This window comes from Arthrobacter sp. efr-133-TYG-120, assembly GCF_030209785.1.
Taxonomy (GTDB): domain Bacteria; phylum Actinomycetota; class Actinomycetes; order Actinomycetales; family Micrococcaceae; genus Arthrobacter.
This window is the reverse complement of record NZ_JARVRI010000055.1, coordinates 1-18,066: the sequence shown is the minus strand read 5'-3', so window position 1 is coordinate 18,066 and position 18,066 is coordinate 1. Positions and strand designations below refer to the sequence as shown.

Below are 18,066 nucleotides of genomic sequence, written 5' to 3'. Positions count from 1 at the left end.
CCAGGGCATCCTGCAGGGCACCTACGAGACCTTCGCCGCCGTCGGGAACAAACTCGCCGCCGCAGGCCGCCACCCGGCGCCGGCCCCGGAGGGTTCCACGGAGGGCCCGCTGGCGGGGACGCTGACGCTGACCGGCGGGTGCGGGGGCATGGGCGGGGCCCAGCCGCTCGCGGTGACCCTGAACGACGGGGCCTGCCTGATCGTGGACGTCGACGAGTCCCGGCTGCGCCGCCGGGTCGGCAAGCGCTACCTGGACGAGGTCGAAACCGACCTGGACACCGCGATCGCCAAAGTCCAGGCCGCCAAGGCCGAGCGCCGCGGCTGGTCCGTCGGCTACGTGGGCAACGCCGCCGAAGTCTTCCCCGAACTCCTGGCCCGCCACCGGGCCGGGGAGATCAGCATCGACGTCGTGACGGACCAGACCTCCGCGCACGACCCGCTCTCCTACCTGCCCGAAGGCATCACCGTGGACGAGTGGCACGCCGAGGCCGAAGCGGACCCGGAAGGGTTCACCAAGAAAGCCCAGGCCTCCATGGCCCGGCACGTCCAGGCCATGGTCGAGTTCCAGGACGCCGGGGCCGAGGTCTTCGACTACGGCAACTCGATCCGCGACGAGGCCCGCAAGGGCGGCTACGGCCGGGCGTTCGAGTTCCCCGGCTTCGTCCCGGCCTACATCCGGCCGCTGTTCTGCGAAGGACTGGGCCCGTTCCGCTGGGTCGCGCTCTCCGGGGACCCCGAAGACATCGCCGTCACCGACAAGGCGATCAAGGAACTGTTCCCGGAGAACACCCACCTGCACAAATGGCTCGACGCCGCCGCCGAACGCGTCGAGTTCGAAGGCCTCCCGGCCCGGATCTGCTGGCTGGGCTACGGGGAACGCGCCAAGGCCGGGCTGCTGTTCAACCAGCTCGTCGCCGAGGGCAAGGTCAAAGCCCCGATCGTGATCGGCCGGGACCACCTGGACTCCGGCTCCGTCGCCTCCCCGTACCGGGAAACGGAGTCCATGAAGGACGGCTCCGACGCGATCGCCGACTGGCCCCTGCTGAACGCCCTGACCGCCGCGTCCTCCGGCGCGACCTGGGTCTCCATCCACCACGGCGGCGGCGTGGGCATCGGCCGCTCCATCCACACCGGCCAGGTCTCCGTCGCCGACGGCACCGAGCTCGCCGCCCAGAAACTCGAACGCCTCCTCACCAACGACCCCGGCATGGGCGTCATCCGCCACGCCGACGCCGGCTACGAACGCGCCATCGAAGTCGCCCACGAACGCGGCGTCCGCATCCCCATGAACCCTTAAATACATTGATTGCTCCGTAACCGTCGTTTTGACCCACCAAAACGACACCTACGGAGCAATCGATGAGGAAGGATCACTTCCATGATCGAAATCGACGGCAAACGGCTGCAGCTGGCCGACATCGCGACCGTGGCAGGTGGCGGAACAAAGGTGACGTTGGCGCCGTCGGCGATTGACCGGATGGCCGCATCCCAACGGTCCGCTCGTGCGACGGCACTGTCCCGACCCGTCTATGGGCGGTCAACAGGCGTCGGGGCCAACCGCTCCGTGGCACTGGACGCCGCGAACAAGGACGCCAACGTCCACGGCTTGAACCTCTTGCGCAGCCATGCCGTCGACGCCGGACGCGTCCTTGACCGGGAAACCGTCAGGGCCATGCTTGTCATCAGGCTCTCCCAGCTTGCCGCGGGCTCGTCCGGCATCAGCCCGTCTGTGGCCGACGCAGTGGTGGACATGCTCAACGCCGACGCTTTGCCGGAGGTGCGGGAATTCGGCGGAATCGGCACAGCGGACCTGGCTGCGCTGGCGGGAACGGCCCTGACCCTCCTCGGTGAGCGCCCCACCATGGAGGGCAAGGACGTCCCCGCGCCGCTGGAAACCTGGGCCACCGAGGACGCACTTCCCTTCATCAGCTCCAGCGCGCTCACTATCGCCCAGGCCACACTCGCCCACCAAAGACTCGCCACGCTCGTGGAAAACCTGACCACGGTGAGCGCCTTGTCCTTCGCTGCAATGTCCGGGAATCCCGAGGCATTGAGCCCTGAAGTCGCGCGGGCAGCTGATTCGCCCGCAGTCACCGAGGTGGCTGGGGTTCTGCTCGGCCTCGTGGAAGGCAGCGGTGCGCCTGCGAGGATCCAAGACCCGTACTGCTTGCGCACCCTGCCTCAGGCCCTCGGCTCGGTGGTCGAGGAGTTGGACGCGCTCGGTACCCTTTTGGAACGCTTGGTTGTGGCCGGTCATGAAAACCCCCTCGTGTTCGGTTCCGCAGAGGAGGGCAGCAATGGAGTAGCCCACCACGGCCTCTTCCAGATGACCAGCCTCGCCCGCCGCATTGATGCCCTGGAACTGGCCATCGGTGCGGCGTGCGCCACGAACCTTCGGAGGATCAGCTTGCTCTGCGACCCGGCGTACACGGGGCTGCACCGATTCCTTGCGGGCGACGACGCCGGCCAGTCCGGCGTCATGATGCTGGAATACGTGGCAGCCGCAGCGGTGGGCCGAATTCGGGCCAATGCCCAGCCCGTGAGCCTGCAAACGGTGGTGCTCTCGTTGGGCGCCGAAGAGGATGCCAGCTTCGCGAGCGTGGCCAGCTCCCGCATGGATTCCACCGTGCGGGCGCTTTCTACGGTGGTTGGCATCGAACTCCTTTGCGCATCGCGGGCGCTCAGGCTGCTGGGCAGGACACGAGGAGAATTTACGAGTCCTCGGTTCCGAAAAGCCCTCGACGCCGGTCTATCGTTGCCCGCCGACGTGCAGGACCGGGATCTCCGCCCCGACGTCGATGCCGCGTCCCACCTGGCGATCCTTCCGGAGCTCGGTCACTAAGCGTGCTTAGCTATTTACTGTCGCCCCGGACGGGCGTACCTTAATATCCAAACACCGCACTGGGGAGGTGGCGTGTTTGGCTGGGTCTCTGGGGTGCCGTCGCGTTTCTTTGGTTCGCCCCGTTCTTCTCGCCGTTTTTGGCGCATTGGCGTGGTTGCTATGGCTGGCCGGTCCTTCGCAGGCAGCTAGCGTCCTGCCGACGATTCCGGCTGTCCCTGCCGTTCCCTCAGCTCCAACCATTCCCCTTTCATCCTCCCTGCTCCCGTCCCCGTTGCCCGATCCGATCGGGCCAGTGGCCCACGGCCTGTTGTCCGCCATTCCTAGTCCGACGCAAGTGTCTGCCCTTCCCGGAACCGTGGTCAGCCAACTGCCCGGCTCCACGGCGACTCCCCTTGTGACCGCGCTCACCGATCCCGCGAGCTCCTTGGTTGATACGGTGGTCGGCACAATTCCGGCGTTGCCCGGGCTGCCTTCAGTACCCCAACTACCTCCAGGGCCGGCCTTGCCGCCGCCATTGCCACCATTGCCGCCATTGCCTGGTGTCCTGGATCCTCCGGGACGAGGCCTTCCAATCGGCGCCGTTCCGGGCGTTCCGTTGAGGGCTCGGGCCGAAAGCGAACACGCGTTGGCATATCCCACGCTTTTGCCAACCCCCGGACGCGGAGCGGCAACGAGCATGCGGATCCCCGGATTCATTCTGGCCGACCTTGTTGTCCTGCCCCCGGCAGTGCTGGCGACGACGGAAATGCCTCAGCTTCCGGGCGGCCCTCCGCCCGGCAAACAGCTCCCTCCGGTGGCACCGCCCCAAGAGTCTGGCTCGACGTCGGAATCGCAAGGCGGCTCGGCCGCCAACGGCGCGGCGGACCTCCCTGAACAACGTGCACTGGCGCCACCGCTCCACAGCAGCCCCGTCCCCGACGGTGGGCAAGTCCCCGCAGCCGAACCTGCGTTCGATCCGGGGTCAACTCCCGACTGAACAGGTCAACCCTGTCCCCGTGGCAGGCACGACCATCTGCGCTAAACAGCGCGGGACCAAGTCTCAGTCAGGAGAAAGACAATGCAAGTCCAAACCAGTAGCAACCACGCAATCCGGGCCACGAAGACATCAACCGGCCGGATCATAGGAAATTGGCCCGACCCCATGCAGAAGGGAGGTATATAGATAGCATCGCGACAGGCGCTCAGCGCCCATAAGGGAACAAGGACGCCGGCCGCGCAGTCAATCTGACTGCACGGCCGGCGTCATGATGCTGAAGGTAGGAACGCCTCCCTTTAGAACAGGGCGTTCACCACGGCCTGGGTGAGCTGGTGGAAGATGTCGGTGCGGGCCGGGATATCGCTCTCGTCCTGGCCTTTGGTGTAGACCACGAAGGCGTAGGAGTTGGTCCCGTTGGTGAGGATGCTGGCGTCGTGGAGTTCGTCGTCGAGCAGTCCGTACTTGTGGAAAACAGTGATTCCGGCTGGCACCGCGGCGGGGATGAGCGATTCGTAGTTTGTGTTCTGCATGTAGGACAAAAGCTGTGCGGTGTCTTGCTGGTTCAACAGCTTCCCGCCATAGAGCCCGGCCATGATGCTTGCCATTTCGCTTGGAGTCAGCGTGTTGTTCATGGGGTCATAGCTGACGCCGATCGATGCGGCATAGGACTGGAGTTCCGAAAAGCCAACCGCGTCCATGATCAAGGACCAGGAGTCGTTGTCGCTGTCCTGGATCATCTCTTTGATCTGGAATCCAGCCGTATAGTCGCCCAAGGGATCGTCAAGGGACACTGCGCCCGTTTCGACGAGGTGATAGTACGCGGCGGCAGCCAGGACCTTTGCGGTGCTTGCTGCCTCGAACGGCGCCTGGACCCCGTACTGATGGCTTGAGCCATCGGACAGGTCGATCAGGGTGACGCCGATCTGGTACTGGCTGTTCGCGTCGATGATGGCGTTGATCTCCGAGTCCAACGCGGGAGTCACGCCGGTAGCCGGCGCGGCCGGCGCTGCGGCTGCGGGAGCGGCGACGGCTGGGGCGGCGCTCGGAGTCTCGGCCGCGGTCGACGGCGGTGCGGCGGCTGCCGTCGTCGGGGCCGCTGCCGTCGGGGAGGCGGTTGGAACAGCTGCCGACGGCGTGGCGCTGGCTACCGCCGACACGGTTCGGGAGACGGATGAGCGGGCGTGCGCAGCCGAGTAGACCGTGGCCGTCAGGGTCAAGGCCAGAATGGCGGCGAAGGCTGTCAGCAAGGCCGATCGACGTCGGCGGGGACTCCAGCTGTTCCACCGACTTCTCTTTCGTCCGGACCCTTGGCCGGGACGACGGGGCTCTCGCTCTTCCATAATGAACCAACCGTAGCTACCGCAGCTATGTGAGAGCTATGAAAATCCTGTCCATCAGCCACGTGTCGCCTGGGTGAATATCAGGCGTCACGGATCGGCGAGCCCAATACCGTGAACCGGGTGCCGCCCATCTCACCGGACAGCAATGGCATTGCCTCACTTATCGCGGCCCGGACGCTGTCCAGCTTCAGCGAACCTTGGTGTGCTTCCGCCGATTCCCAGAGTTCGCAGACAAAGACCGTGTCCGGCGATTCTTCGTTGACGCCCACCTCATAGAGGAGGCAGCCCGCGCCCCGGAGCTCCGGTTTCGGTCTGAGCAGGATGGATACAACGGCGTCGCGTTGGCCGGGTTTCGTGCCGAGGCTTCCTACGTTTGCAAAAGTCATGGGCCCATTGTGCTTCATTCCTCCGACGTTATTGGGGAATCGCGTACCGGCGGACAAAGTTGCCGAGGATCTTCATTGGTTCGGTCGCGGTGATCTTCCGGGCGTCGGCCATCAGCTGCTCAGCAGCCTCAGGCGGGAAGTATCCGGCGTGGCGATAGGTGTCGATCCGTGTGACGAGGCCTTCGGCGTCGAGCTCCGGATGGAATTGAGTGGCATAAAGGTTCTTCTTGATCCGGAACATCTGCACCGGGCAGGCGGCCGAACCAGCCAGCAACACCGCGTGCCCCGGCAGGACCGTGCAGGCTTCCTTATGGCCGGTAAAGGCGACAAAGCGCTCGGATATGCCTTGGAGGAGCGGGTCCTGGATGCCCTCCGCTGTGAGTTTGATGGTTACCCCGCCGAGTCCTTCACCATAGGTGCGGTCAATCACGGCCCCCTGGTGAAGTCCCAAGGTTCCCACTCCGTAGCAGGCCCCCAGGAAGGGAAAGTCAGCGGCAACAATCGTGTCCAGCAATTGCGCAAGTTCCTTCTCCACCCGTTTCTGGACCGGGCTCTTGTGCTCCGGCGGGTCGCTCGAAGTGAAGGGGCTGCCTCCCACGATCACGCCGGAATAGTCGGAGAGCCTGAGCGGCGGCAGGGGCGCCGCCTCCATTCGGATGCGCTGTAGCTGCTCGGGAGCGAGCCCTCCAAAACGAAGATACGCCTGGTACTCTTCCTCGGCGGCGGCGTCTTCGGCGCGAGATGCGAGCAGGAGAAACGGCTTCACAGGCTAAGTGTGCTCCCGGTACCCGTGACGCGCCAGCGTTCGGCTGAAACATCCTTTTCGGGGCGGTGAGCCGCCGTTCACGTGCGAGAAATGTCCCGAATTCCGGCCGGGTGAAAGGATTTCACCTCCGTTGACTCGGGAATCCGCGGAATCACGGGGATCCTCGCCACCCTCTCCAGGTGGCCTCGCGTCCGCGCCGGGGGGCCGTTAACATTCCCGAAACATGCCCGTCATGCGTTCTTCACGCCGAGGCAAGTTATGTAACGTCCCCGCAATTTTTCCTCGCATTGCTTGAAACACGGAACCGGAAATATTAGGCAGGGGAAGAACGGGGCCACGCTACGGCGGCCCTCCTAGGCATTCCGATAAGAAGGGAAACGCACGTGGATATCACTGCGGAAAACGTTTGGGTGATGGTGTCGGCGGCACTTGCACTGCTCATGACCCCGGCACTCGGCCTCTTCTACAGCGGCATGACCCGGGCCAAGGCCTCCCTCAACATGATCATGATGAGCTTCATCTCCGCGGGAATCGTAGGCGCCGTGTGGATCCTGTGGGGCTACTCGATGATCAGCGGCAAGAGCGTACTGGGGATCTTCGGTAACCCGTTCAGCAGCTTCGGCTCGGCGGACTTGGTCGGTTCCACCGATCTCATCAAGCTCGGCTTCAGCGCTACGTTCGCCATCGTCACCGTGGCGTTGATCAGCGGCGCTATCGCCGACCGCGCCAAATTCACTTCCTGGGTCATCTTCGTCCCCATCTGGATCACCCTCGTGTACTGTCCCTTGGCTTTCATGGTCTGGGGCGGCGGCCTGCTCAGCCCCGGCGGAGCCATCAGCTCGGTCTTCGGCCAGGTGATTGACTTCGCAGGTGGCACAGTGGTGGAAATCAGCTCCGGCGCTGCCGCGTTTGTCCTAGCGTTGATCCTGGGCAAGCGGCACGGCTTTGGAAAAGACCCGAACCACCGCCCGCACAACCTCCCCTTCATCATGCTTGGCGCCGGGCTCTTGTGGTTCGGTTGGTTCGGTTTCAACGCCGGCGCGGCCACGACGTCGGCGCAGGCCGGCTTGATCTGGGTCAACACCCTTGTAGCCCCGGCTGGTGCCATGCTCAGCTGGTTGGTCACCGAGAAGATCCGGCACGGCCACCCCACATCCTTGGGCGCCGCATCCGGCGTCGTTGCCGGCCTCGTGGCTATCACTCCGGCCTGCGCCAACGTGGCTCCTGCCGCAGCCCTTGGCCTGGGTCTGGTGGCCGGCGCAGCCTGCGCCGTGTTTGTCGACCTGAAACACAAGTTCGGCTTCGATGACTCCCTCGACGTCGTGGGCGTCCACCTTGGTGGCGGGCTCGTGGGCACGCTCGCGCTCGGATTCATCGCGCTGCCGGTAAACGGCAAGGGCGGAGGACTGTTTTACGGAGGCGGACTCCAGCAGCTCGTGGCGCAGATCGTCGCCATTCTGGTCACCCTTGCAGTATCTGGAATCATGACGGCGATCATCGCCCTGGTCATCCACAAGACCGTTGGATTCCGGGTCAGCCACGAAGCCGAGGTGGCTGGCGTGGACTTGTCCGAGCACGCCGAGACCGCCTACGAGTTCGGCAGCATGTCCCGGAGCCATTTCAACGCCATCCCGCACGTTGCTGCCCTCCCCCTCGTCAACATCCCGGTTGCCGCCCGAGCCACCGCCGCCCCGGTTTCAGCCCGTGCCGCCGCCGTCGCCTCGTCGCCCGCCGCCGCCGTCGAGCTCCAGCGCGAAAAGCAAACCGACCCGGCTTAGGCGAGGCGGGCATTTCCGCCACTGCAAGGGACGCGTACGCTCAACTTGTGGATATCGTCGATTTCCTCTCGGACCGCCTGAAAGAGGACGAGGCTGCGGCGCGGAAACTCCTTGGCGACCGTTCCGTCTCCGAGGCGGGCAAATGGTACGAGCGACGTCTTCTCCTGGAATGCGAATCAAAAAGAAGGCTGCTCAGCATCGTGGAATCCGCACGGCAGACGGCCCTGGCCACGATGGTTCGCGGCACGCTTGGGGACACCCCCCAGTGGATCCCGGAATCGATCGAATGGACCACGAAATCTCTGAATGCCCTCGCGCTGCCCTATTCGGACCATCCGGACTTCGAACCGGAATGGCTGGCGGGGACGTAGCTGGCGGACGCGAGGCGCGTTGGGTGGACATCGGCAAGATCTTGCCGAAATGAGGTTTTAACGGCTTCACAACAAGCAAAATCATTACTTTCGGCAGCATCTTGCCGATCTTGGCAAAATGGTTCAGAATTGACCAAGAATACTGTCAAATCGGCAACATCGTGCCGGATCATCGGAGACTCGTGGAAGACCTAGCGGCGATTGCGGCCACCATCCGGAAAGCCCGCAAAGAGGCTGGAATCACGCAAGCTGACCTTGCCGACCTTGCCGGGACTTCCGAAAGGACCGTGCGGGCGATTGAGACTGCAACCGGAAATCCTTCACTGGGGGCCGTCGTGGCCGTAGCCAACGCCGTCGGCCTGCACATGGCAGCAGTCTGATGGCCGACGATTTCGAGGAGTTGAAGTTCGTTCGTGCAGCGGACGTTCACAAAGGCGGCGTCCTGGCGGGCCACCTTGCCCGCACTGGCCAAGGCGGGGTCAGTTTTTCCTACGCGGCGGAGTACCTGACATCCGGTTTGCCTGCGGTTGCCAGTTCGCTGCCCGTGACGGACCATCCCGTCGAGACTCCCGCTGGCGCTCTTCCGCCGTTCTTCGCGGGCCTGCTGCCGGAGGGGCATCGGCTGAGCGTGCTCAGGGACGCCACCAAAACCAGCTTCGACGACGAACTCACCCTCCTGCTCGCAGTCGGCGCCGACGTGCCAGGAGACGTCCAAGTGGTCCCTAGCGGCGAAATTCCCACCGAACCGGCACCCCTTGCCGACACATCCAGGCCCGAGGAATTGGACTTTGCCGCCCTCGCCAATGCAGTGGACCGCCATGCCATCCCCGGAGTGCAGGACAAGGCAAGTGCCTCCATGCTGACCACACCATTGTCTCTCCGGGGGCAGCGGTATCTGCTCAAACTCGACCCACCCAACCACGCACACTTGCTGGTAAACGAAGCGCTGCACCTTTCCGCCGCCAAGGATCTCAAGATCCCTGTAGCGAAGAGCCATATCATCGCTGACATGCACGGGCTGCCTGGGTTGCTGGTGGAACGCTTCGACCGCGTGCAGGACAAGGATCGCTCCTGGGTGCGCCTGCCCATGGAAGACGGAGCCCAGGTCATGGGCCTGCCACCGGCTTCCAAGTATTCCGTGACGTCGGAGGACGTCGCTGCTGCGCTGGCCGGGCAGTGCAAGGCCCCACTCGTGGCAAGCCGCAATCTGTACCTGCAGTTCGTCTTTGCCTGGCTGACCGGGAACGGCGATCTCCATGCCAAGAATCTCTCGATCCTCGGGGACCGGCACGGAGGATTCGTTATGGCCCCGATCTATGACATTCCATGCACGCTGTTATACGGAGACGACTCGCTTGCGTTGCCGTTGTCCGGGAAAACCAAAAACCTCAAGGCGAAGCACTGGGCCGATTTCGCGTTAGCCCTCGGCCTACCACAACGCGCCGCCGCCGGCGCCAACGCATTGGCCCTGTCAGCTTCTGGAAAGGTCAAGTTGGAGGACCTACCGTTCACCGGGTCACCGCTCCGAGGCGCCCTGCGGGAGTTGAGGTTCCGGAGAGGAGAGCTGGCGGGCTGACTGGCGCACCCACACTCTGAGGCCTGCTAGATCGACTGCCGGTATCCGAAGAACTCGTGGTCTTCGTTGTAGCCGCCGAATCCGCCACCCACGTCGGAGAAGTCCGCTACGAACTCGATGCCCTTGATCCATTTGACCATCTTGAAGCCGAGCTGCACTTCGTTGCGCAGCCGAAGTGGCGCCCCGTGTCCGTACGACAGCGGCGCGCCGTTCATGTCATAGGCGAGCATGGTGAGCTGATAGCCCATCTGCTCGATCGGATGCGCATCGTAGTAGTCGCCCTCATCCGGCCCCTCACCCAACGAATAGAACACCACCCACTTTGCTTCGGGTGCCGGCTTGACCAAGTCGAGGATGGCCTGCATCGACACCCCTCCCCATTTGGCTACTCCCGACCAGCCCTGGATGCAGAAGTGTTGCGTAATCTGCTCGTGGTAATCCATTGCTCGCAGCTCGGCGAGGCTCAACTCGACCGGATTGCCCACGAGCCCGTTGATGCGCAAGCGGTAGTCCCGGAAATCGTTGTCAAAGAGATTCTTGTACTCGTCGGATTCGGGATACTGGCCGTTCAGCCAGAGGCGCGGCGAGATGTCCTTCTCCGTGTACTGCCCCGGGCGTGAGTCGATGTGCTCGAACAACCGCTGTGCCGGGCCGATAAGGGCGTAACCGGCCCTCTGGACGAGCCGCGGATGCCGAATGGTGAGCGGAGTAGCAGCGACCCAGCCGACGATGATGACCACCATCGAGGCAGCGAAAATCCAGAACCCCGTCCAAGACTGGTCGTTGCGCCCCGCGTACATGTGGTTGAGGTTCTCCAGCGCCCCGGTAGTGAGAACCAGAGCCACGTGAAGGACGATGAACAACAGGAACCAGCACAGCACCAGGAAGTGCAAGGAACGTGCCATCTGGATGTTGAAGACCGAGCTGATACGCCGAAACCGCGTGGAGAGCGCCGGGGACATGCCTAGCCCGGTGATGAGGGCCAGGGGTGCAGCGATGAAGATCGTGATGAAGTAGGCGATCAGTTGCAGGCTGTTGTAGTTGGTCCATCCGCTCTCGGTAGGCCATTCCAAGGAGAGGTATTGGATGACAACCGAGATCGAGTTGGGGATGACGTCCCAGCTCAGCGGGACCACGCGCATCCACTGGCCCGTCGCGAACAACAGCACGAAAAAGACGACTCCGTTGACCAGCCATAGCGTGTCTATCCCAAGGTGCCACCAGCGCGCGAGCCCGATCGAGTGCCGTAGCCCCGGCAGGCCGACCTGCAGAGGGAGGCTGATCGAATCCTTCTTAGCCGTCCACAGTGGATCTTCGGGTACTGGCTTCTGTACCCGGAACCAATCCCGTCCCGGCGTCGAATGTCGCGTCCAATACAGTCGCGGGTGGTCCGTGAGTATCTGTGCACCCGAACGGATGATGAAGATCAGGAAGAACATGTTGAGGAAGTGTTGCCACCCCAGCCAGGCTGGAAAGCCGACGGGGGCGCCCTCCGGCAGCTTTGAGGCTCCCGGATAGGTCTTCAGGAACGACTCGACGGGGGGCAGCCCGCGGATCCCTTTCGCGACGGCGACCGCGACGATGAGCAGCACGAAGCCGATCGGAATCAACCAGAGCAGATTGAACCACTTGGTGGGGCTGATCCGAACACGCGGGGCGATGCCGCGATCCTGCGGAAGCGAACCGGCGAAGGTCATCGGGTCGATGACGTCCTCCCCGCGCTTCAATTCACTCCGGAAGCTGCCCTCGGCACCGGGTCCGGCTTGCGACGTCGGACCCCTCCGCTGCGGGTCCTGCATCGGATCCTGCGGCATCGGTTTGTCAGCTGTCATGAGGCCGAGCCTAGACCCCGGCGGGGTTGGATGATGAAACTGGATCGTCGCCCTTGGCGAATCCACACTGTCCCGCCCCGCTTCATCAGTTCACTGATGATTTAGCTGATGGTTCCCTGCGAGTCGGACCAACGTGTTTCAGGGCTCCTAGCTTTGGGACCATGAAATTCAAAACAATCCCGGTCATCATCGGAACATTGTCTTGTGTGCTGGTCGGCAGCGCTGCGTTCGCGGCGGTCTCCACCTTCGCCGGCCCCCACGAGGACGGAACGGCAGTCACTCCAATCGGCATGCGCGTCACGCCGACCGGACAGCAGACCTCACTTGGGGACCTCCCGCTGAACTCCGCCATCTCCCCCGACGGCAAGCGGCTCGCCGTCACGAACAACGGTCAAGGTACGCAGTCGCTGCAACTCGTGGATCTCGCAGACCACGAGGTAGACCAGACCATCTCCTACAAGTCCCCGGAATCCCTCTACATGGGCTTGGCGTGGAGCCCCGACGGCACCAAGCTTTACGCCAGCGCGGCAGCAAACTCCAAGATCCGCACCTACGGCTACTCCGGCGGCAAGCTGGCCGAAGGGGCGCCCATCCAGCTGCCCACCACGACGCCCGCGGGCAAGGCAGTCAATCTCTTTCCGGCCGGATTGGCGATCACGCCCGACGGCAAGCGACTGGTTGTCGCAGATCAGCTCGCTGACGCCGTGTCCGTCGTCGACCTCGCCACCGGAAACGTCTCGACGACGCCGGCCGGTCACCGGCCGCTTTCGGTCGCCGTTTCCCCGGACGGCACGACGGCGTTCGTCACCAACCAGGGCGCCTCGGACATCTCCGCGGTGGACATTACAGGCGCCGAACCGAAGGTTTCCCGCACCGTCACGGTGGGTCTCCATCCCAACAAATCCGTCCTGTCGAAGGACGGCCACACGCTTTACGTTGCCAACGGCGACGACGACACCGTCTCGGTTGTCGACACCGCCGCCGGTACAAGCACGAATATCAGCGTCGCACCTGAAACGGGCGCACCGGTGGGGACCAATCCCACCGGACTGGCCTTGGACGAAGCCGGCCACCGCCTGTTCGTGAGCAACTCCGGTAACAACGACGTCGCCGTCGTCGACCTCGCCCAGAAGGCAGTCGCTGGTATGGTACCCGTGGGCTGGTACCCGAGTTCGCTGGCCTTCAGCGACGGGACATTGCATGTCACCAACGCGAAAGGGCTAGGCGCCGGGCCAAACAACGGACCTGGCCACCCAAACCCCGAGTCAACCGCTCCGGCCGCCGAAAACCAGTACAGCGGATCGATGATCGTTGGCACACTGAGCAGTTTCAGCGTGCCGGAGGGCGGTCAGCTGCAGAAGGCCACCGAGCAGGTCAAAAACAACAATCGCCCGGACACCGCCGGCGGCAACATCATCCCGCGCCAACCGGGTCAAGAGAGTCCCATCAAACACGTGATCTACGTGGTCAAGGAAAACCGCACCTACGACCAGGTGCTTGGGAGCCTCGGCAAGGGCAACGGGGATCCCTCACTGAACCTCTTCGGCGATGAGTCCGCACCGAATATGCGGGCCCTCTCCAAGAAGTTCACCACCATTGACAACTTCTACGCCGATGCTGAAGTGAGCGCCAACGGATGGAATTGGGTGGCCTCTGCCAACTCGAACCCGTACGCCGAGCAGATGTGGCCGGCCAACTACTCGGGTCGCAAGGCACCGTATCCCAGCGAAGGAAATGCCCCTGAAATCGCGGCCCAACAGCCTGACAACACGTATGTCTGGCAGCGGCTCGCCAAGGCAGGCGTCAGTTTCCGCAACTACGGCTTCTACGTTTCCAATAATGCCGGCACGTTCAACGCCGCGGACCCCGTCCTGGATGCGCAGACCGACCACAACTACCACGGTTACGACCTGAACTGCCCTGATTCGGCGGGATCGTTCGCGCCGCTGAAGCCTGGCTGCGGTACCCCACGTATTGAAGAATGGGCCAACGACTTCCAGTCCCAAGTGACATCCGGAACGGTTCCCACGGTCCAGTTCGTGCGCCTGCCGAATGACCACACCCAAGCCACCCGTGTTGGCGCCCCCACGCCAAAGGCTTATGTCGCGGACAACGACTACGCGCTCGGCAAGCTGGTGGACACCGTGTCCCACTCTTCCGCCTGGAAGGACACCGCCATCTTCGTCACGGAGGATGACGCTCAGAACGGCCCGGACCATGTGGATGCGCACCGCACCTTGGCGCTGGCCATCAGCCCCTACACCCAGACAGGGAAAGTCGATTCGACCTTCTACAGCACGGCGTCAATGGTCCGTACCATCGGCCTCATTGCCGGCATCGGTCCGCTGACCCAGTTCGACGCGTTCGCCACTCCCATGAACGCATCGTTCACGGCCAAGCCTGACAACACGCCGTACACCGCGCTCAAGCCCAGCTACGACATGACCACCGTCAACGGGGCAAACGCTCCGATGGCCCCGCAGGTGGCCACCCAGGACACTGCCACCGAAGACAAGATCGATGAGCAGCTGTTCAATAAGTCCATCTGGCAGTCAGTGAACGGTGCTGACTCGAAGATGCCCGAACCCCAACACAGCGTGATCGGCTCCGGTTCCAGCAGCCAGCCGGCTGCGAAGGATCCTGACGGCTAGCCAGATCCTCTTTGGCAGGGCGGTCACCAGAATCGGGTGGCCGCCCTTCGCCGCGCCTGCGCTGAGCCTTGGATAAAAAACGGGCACACTCCCCTGTCAAAGAATTAGTCCAGAATCTATTCTGTTGATGGACCGGTACAAATATGGTCCGCCAGGCCACCGGCACGTCCCGGGAAGCCCATCCCGCTCCGGGGGCCGTCTCTACGAGGAGGCGTCCATGTCAACTCCCGATGTGCCAACCCGGGGGCCCGCAAGGCCCGGTCCGTATATTGCGGCCGGAATCCTGCTGGCCATCTCCATTCTGGTTCCGCTGTTCGTCCCGGCGTATTCGATTGACCAGCCGCGGCTCGCAGGTATGCCGTTCTTTTACTGGTACCAAATGCTCTGGGTTCCGATCACCGCGGCCATGGTGGGCGTCTCCTACCGGCTGGTAACCAAGGAAGACCGTCGCCGCCGCGAGGTCGCGCGGGGCGCACGCACTCGGGAGGAAGAACAATGAGCGGGCTCGCCGTCCCTCTGGCGACCACGGGGGATCGGCCCGTCAACGGCGTCGCGCTCACCGTCGTCGTCGTGCTCTTTATCCTGGTGGCGGTGCTGGGCTTCTTCGCGGCGCGTTGGCGCGCGGGCAAGGAAACGGGCCTGCACAGTCTCGATGAGTGGGGCCTCGGTGGCCGCGGTTTCGGAACCTGGGTGACGTGGTTCCTCCTGGGCGGGGACCTCTACACGGCCTACACGTTCGTGGCGGTGCCGGCGGCGATGTGGGCCACTGGCGCCGTGAGCGGTTTCTTCGCGGTGCCGTACACGATCGTGCTCTACCCGATCGTCTTCCTGTTGATGAGCCGTTTGTGGTCGGTCTCGCACCGGCATGGCTTCGTCACGCCGGCGGACTTCGTTGGCGGGCGCTATGGCAGCAGGGCGCTGACGGTTGCGGTGGCTCTTACTGGCATTGTGGCCACCATGCCCTACATCGCGCTGCAACTGGTTGGCATCAAAGCCGTGCTCACGGTGTTGGGCCTCGGCAGCGCGCAGAATGTGCTGCTGACTGACTTACCGCTGATCATCGCATTCGTGGTCTTGGCCGCCTACACCTACACCTCGGGCCTTCGGGCGCCGGCGCTCATCGCCGTCGTGAAGGACCTCCTGATCTACCTCGCGGTCATCGTCGCTGTGATCTACCTGCCGATCAAGTTCGGGGGCTGGGACAACATCTTCGGTGCAGCCCAGACGAAACTCGACGCCGTCAGCCCGGCCACAGGCAAGCCCGCCGGCGTCTTCATCCCGGGTGCCGCCAGCTATTCCGCGTACTGGACGCTGGCCCTTGGCTCGGCCATGGCGTTGTTCATGTACCCGCACTCGGTCACTGGAGTCCTGGCGACGAAGAGCAGGAACACCATCCGCAAGAACGCCGCGGTCCTTCCGCTGTATTCGCTCATGCTGGGATTCCTTGCCCTCCTGGGTTACGCGGCCATCTCTGCGGGCACCAAGCCGATTGACCTGAACGGTGCCGTCAATCCACAGCTTGTAGTTCCGCAGTTGTTCCTGGACAACTTCCCCTCGTGGTTTGCAGGGATCGCTTTGGCGGCTATCGCCATCGGCGCCTTGGTCCCGGCCGCCATCATGTCGATCGCTGCCGCCAACCTGTTCACCCGCAATATCTACCGCGACCTGATCCGGCCCGACGCCGACCCGCGGCAGGAAGCGAAAGTCTCCAAGATCGCCTCGCTCGTGGTGAAGTTCGGGGCGCTGATCTTCGTCATCGCCATGGACCAGTCCGCCGCCATCAATATGCAGCTCCTCGGCGGTATATGGATCCTGCAGACCTTCCCGGCGATCGTGGCTGGGCTCTACACCCGATGGTTCCACCGCTGGGCGCTGTTCGCAGGGTGGGTCGCCGGGATCATCTACGGCACCGTCGCTGCATACAACGTGGTCAACCCCGTGACGAAGGCTAACTTCGGCGGCTCCATCGCAGCCATCCCGGGCACCAATGTGCAGGTCTACATCGCGGTCGTCGCGTTTGCCATCAACCTCATTGTTGCTGCCGTCCTATCGCTGGTCTTCCGCGCGATGAAGCTCCCCGACGGGAAGGACATCACCCGGAACTCGGACTACGGGGCTGACGAGGACGATCCCAAGGTTGCCCAACTCCAACGCGAGTACCCACTGGGCGAAACGGGAGGTCCAGCGTTCTGAGTGGATCTGTGCGCTAGCGCTTCATCGAGATCGCCACAGCAGCGATATCCCCCGGCGTCGTCCGGCAGCACCCGCCAATGAGGCGGGCCCCGAGGTCGTGCCAGGCGCTAACCCCCTCGGCGAGGCTCGACGGACCGCCGGACCCGCTGGCGCCGGGTCTCCACGTCTTGGTGGCGGCGTCATAGCTTTCGCCCGAGTTGGGGTATGCGATCAGCGGCTTATCCGTGGCATCGCGCAGGGCCTCAGCCTCCGCGAAGGAAGGCAGTGTCTCACAGGCCAGCAGGTCCACCTCCGCCCCCACGAGCGCCCCGATGCGCGGCCGGTGGAACTCCTTGAACTCGCGCTGGGTGAGGACGTAGTCGCCCCGATACTCCGGTGGCGAGAGCACCATCCACTGTCAGGTTTGCACCCGAATCGAGCAGGCACGACAAGCTGGCGCTGCGGCTGCCCTTGCTTTCCATAGCTTGAGCCTACGATCCTTCTGCCGGGTTTGTTTGCCTAGGCTGGTTGGCGTAGTTCGCGTTGGTGGCGCCGGCTAAACAGGTCCCCGAAATAGTGTGCCGCCATGACGGGCGGGTCTCCGTTCAAACGCGTTCCTGGCAGGGGTGGTGCTGTGGATCGGTAGGTATGTCCGGTGGGGGTGAGGATGTCGAGGACATGCCGTGTCCCGGGGCTGGTTCTTGCTGTCCTGGTTTTTGCTGGTCTGGTTTGTGCTGTCCAGCCGTTGAGTTCTTTGGTGTGGTTGCAGGCTTCGCACAGGCCCGCCCCGTTGGCGAGGGTGGTGGGGCCGTTGTCGTGCCAGGGGATGATGTGGTCGAAGTGCCGGATCGGTGCGTCGCAGTATGGGGTGCGGCAGGTGTCGTCGCGGGCCTGGATGAAGCGCCGCATCCCTGCCGGGTACAGCCGGGCCCTGGAATCCGTGGCGACCAGTTCCCCGGTCCCGGGGGCGGTGAAGAGGCGGCGGAGCCAGACTTTGAGATCGGGGTCCCCGGACCCGCCAGCTAGGTCCTGCCCGGGTTCGGTTTGGCCGCGCCTGCTGCCGGGTCCTTCGGCGAGCAGTGTCCTCGCCCAACCCGCGGGCACGATCCCGTAGCCGGGGAGCCGGGCCGGTTCGCTCTCGCCTTGGAAGAGGGTGCGGTCGGTCATGACGAGCTGGACCTCAACCCCGCTGATCCCGCCGGGGGTGCCGGTGGTGCGTTCGACGAGCGCGTCGGCCATGATCTGCCCCCGGGTCCGGGTGTCCCCGGTTGAGCGCAGGGTGTCGGCGTGCCGGGTCAGGGCCGCGTGCACGGCCACGCCTTGGGCGACGGGAAGCAGGGCGGTCAGGTAGGTCATGGTGTCCGGGGCCGGGCGCA

Annotated in this window: 15 protein-coding genes and 1 pseudogene; 10 read left to right on the top strand and 6 right to left on the bottom strand. The window is 63.9% G+C overall.

All coding sequences use genetic code 11. From position 1 onward, the window contains the following. The 3 genes from hutU to QRN51_RS23205 all read left to right on the top strand — a co-directional run. Window positions 1-1,297, top strand: a 1,297-nt coding sequence (hutU, locus tag QRN51_RS23215; protein ID WP_284992075.1) for a urocanate hydratase, incomplete at its 5' end; no start/stop codon positions are given. Between the two features lie 81 nt (window positions 1,298-1,378). Next, on the top strand, window positions 1,379-2,842 hold the full coding sequence (locus QRN51_RS23210; protein WP_284992074.1) for an aromatic amino acid ammonia-lyase: 1,464 nt from the start codon (window positions 1,379-1,381) through the stop codon (window positions 2,840-2,842). Between the two features lie 334 nt (window positions 2,843-3,176). Continuing rightward, window positions 3,177-3,818: a hypothetical protein gene (locus QRN51_RS23205; protein WP_284992073.1), complete on the top strand. Its 642-nt coding sequence runs from the start codon at window positions 3,177-3,179 to the stop codon at window positions 3,816-3,818. 296 nt (window positions 3,819-4,114) lie between these two features. On the opposite strand, the gene QRN51_RS23200 is transcribed toward QRN51_RS23205, so the two are convergent. The 3 genes from QRN51_RS23200 to QRN51_RS23190 all read right to left on the bottom strand — a co-directional run bounded on the left by QRN51_RS23200 (window position 4,115) and on the right by QRN51_RS23190 (window position 6,310). Further along, window positions 4,115-5,065, bottom strand: a complete 951-nt coding sequence (locus QRN51_RS23200; RefSeq protein ID WP_284992072.1) for a serine hydrolase — start codon at window positions 5,063-5,065, stop codon at window positions 4,115-4,117. A 173-nt stretch (window positions 5,066-5,238) separates the two neighbouring features. Next, the gene (locus tag QRN51_RS23195; protein WP_059389390.1) at window positions 5,239-5,544 is read right to left on the bottom strand and encodes a putative quinol monooxygenase; all 306 of its coding nucleotides are present in this window, start codon (window positions 5,542-5,544) and stop codon (window positions 5,239-5,241) included. A gap of 28 nt (window positions 5,545-5,572) precedes the next feature. Then, complete coding sequence (locus QRN51_RS23190) at window positions 5,573-6,310, bottom strand: glutamine amidotransferase (protein ID WP_284992071.1); 738 nt, start codon at window positions 6,308-6,310, stop codon at window positions 5,573-5,575. A gap of 383 nt (window positions 6,311-6,693) precedes the next feature. On the opposite strand from QRN51_RS23190, the gene QRN51_RS23185 reads away from it, so the two are divergent. The 4 genes from QRN51_RS23185 (at window position 6,694) to QRN51_RS23170 (ending at window position 10,035) form a co-directional block, all read left to right on the top strand. Then, a complete protein-coding gene (locus QRN51_RS23185) occupies window positions 6,694-8,088 on the top strand; it encodes an ammonium transporter (protein WP_284992070.1) in 1,395 nt (464 codons plus the stop codon). Between the two features lie 47 nt (window positions 8,089-8,135). After that, window positions 8,136-8,459, top strand: coding sequence for a DUF6221 family protein (locus tag QRN51_RS23180; protein ID WP_284992069.1), 324 nt, complete (start codon window positions 8,136-8,138; stop codon window positions 8,457-8,459). 182 nt (window positions 8,460-8,641) lie between these two features. Further along, complete coding sequence (locus QRN51_RS23175; RefSeq protein ID WP_284992068.1) at window positions 8,642-8,839, top strand: helix-turn-helix transcriptional regulator; 198 nt, start codon at window positions 8,642-8,644, stop codon at window positions 8,837-8,839. Further along, window positions 8,839-10,035: a type II toxin-antitoxin system HipA family toxin gene (locus QRN51_RS23170; protein WP_284992067.1), complete on the top strand. Its 1,197-nt coding sequence runs from the start codon at window positions 8,839-8,841 to the stop codon at window positions 10,033-10,035. Before QRN51_RS23175 ends, QRN51_RS23170 begins: the two co-directional genes overlap by 1 nt. Before the next feature lie 26 nt (window positions 10,036-10,061). On the opposite strand, the gene QRN51_RS23165 is transcribed toward QRN51_RS23170, so the two are convergent. Continuing rightward, window positions 10,062-11,867, bottom strand: coding sequence for a molybdopterin-dependent oxidoreductase (locus QRN51_RS23165; RefSeq protein ID WP_284992066.1), 1,806 nt, complete (start codon window positions 11,865-11,867; stop codon window positions 10,062-10,064). A gap of 161 nt (window positions 11,868-12,028) precedes the next feature. On the opposite strand from QRN51_RS23165, the gene QRN51_RS23160 reads away from it, so the two are divergent. From QRN51_RS23160 to mctP, 3 genes are all read left to right on the top strand, one after another. Continuing rightward, entirely contained in the window at window positions 12,029-14,518 is a 2,490-nt protein-coding gene (locus QRN51_RS23160; protein ID WP_284992065.1) for a bifunctional YncE family protein/alkaline phosphatase family protein, read from the top strand. A gap of 217 nt (window positions 14,519-14,735) precedes the next feature. Continuing rightward, the gene (locus QRN51_RS23155; RefSeq protein ID WP_284992064.1) at window positions 14,736-15,017 is read left to right on the top strand and encodes a DUF3311 domain-containing protein; all 282 of its coding nucleotides are present in this window, start codon (window positions 14,736-14,738) and stop codon (window positions 15,015-15,017) included. After that, window positions 15,014-16,711: a monocarboxylate uptake permease MctP gene (gene mctP / locus QRN51_RS23150; protein WP_284992063.1), complete on the top strand. Its 1,698-nt coding sequence runs from the start codon at window positions 15,014-15,016 to the stop codon at window positions 16,709-16,711. Before QRN51_RS23155 ends, mctP begins: the two co-directional genes overlap by 4 nt. Window positions 16,712-16,724: 13 nt before the next feature. Here the strand turns inward: mctP and QRN51_RS23145 are convergent. Together QRN51_RS23145 and QRN51_RS23140 are read right to left on the bottom strand one after the other, a co-directional pair. After that, a pseudogene (locus tag QRN51_RS23145) lies at window positions 16,725-17,084 on the bottom strand (homocysteine S-methyltransferase family protein); the annotation flags it as partial. A gap of 125 nt (window positions 17,085-17,209) precedes the next feature. Beyond that, a partial coding sequence (locus QRN51_RS23140) for an HNH endonuclease (RefSeq protein ID WP_284992062.1) occupies window positions 17,210-18,066 on the bottom strand: 857 nt, incomplete at its 5' end.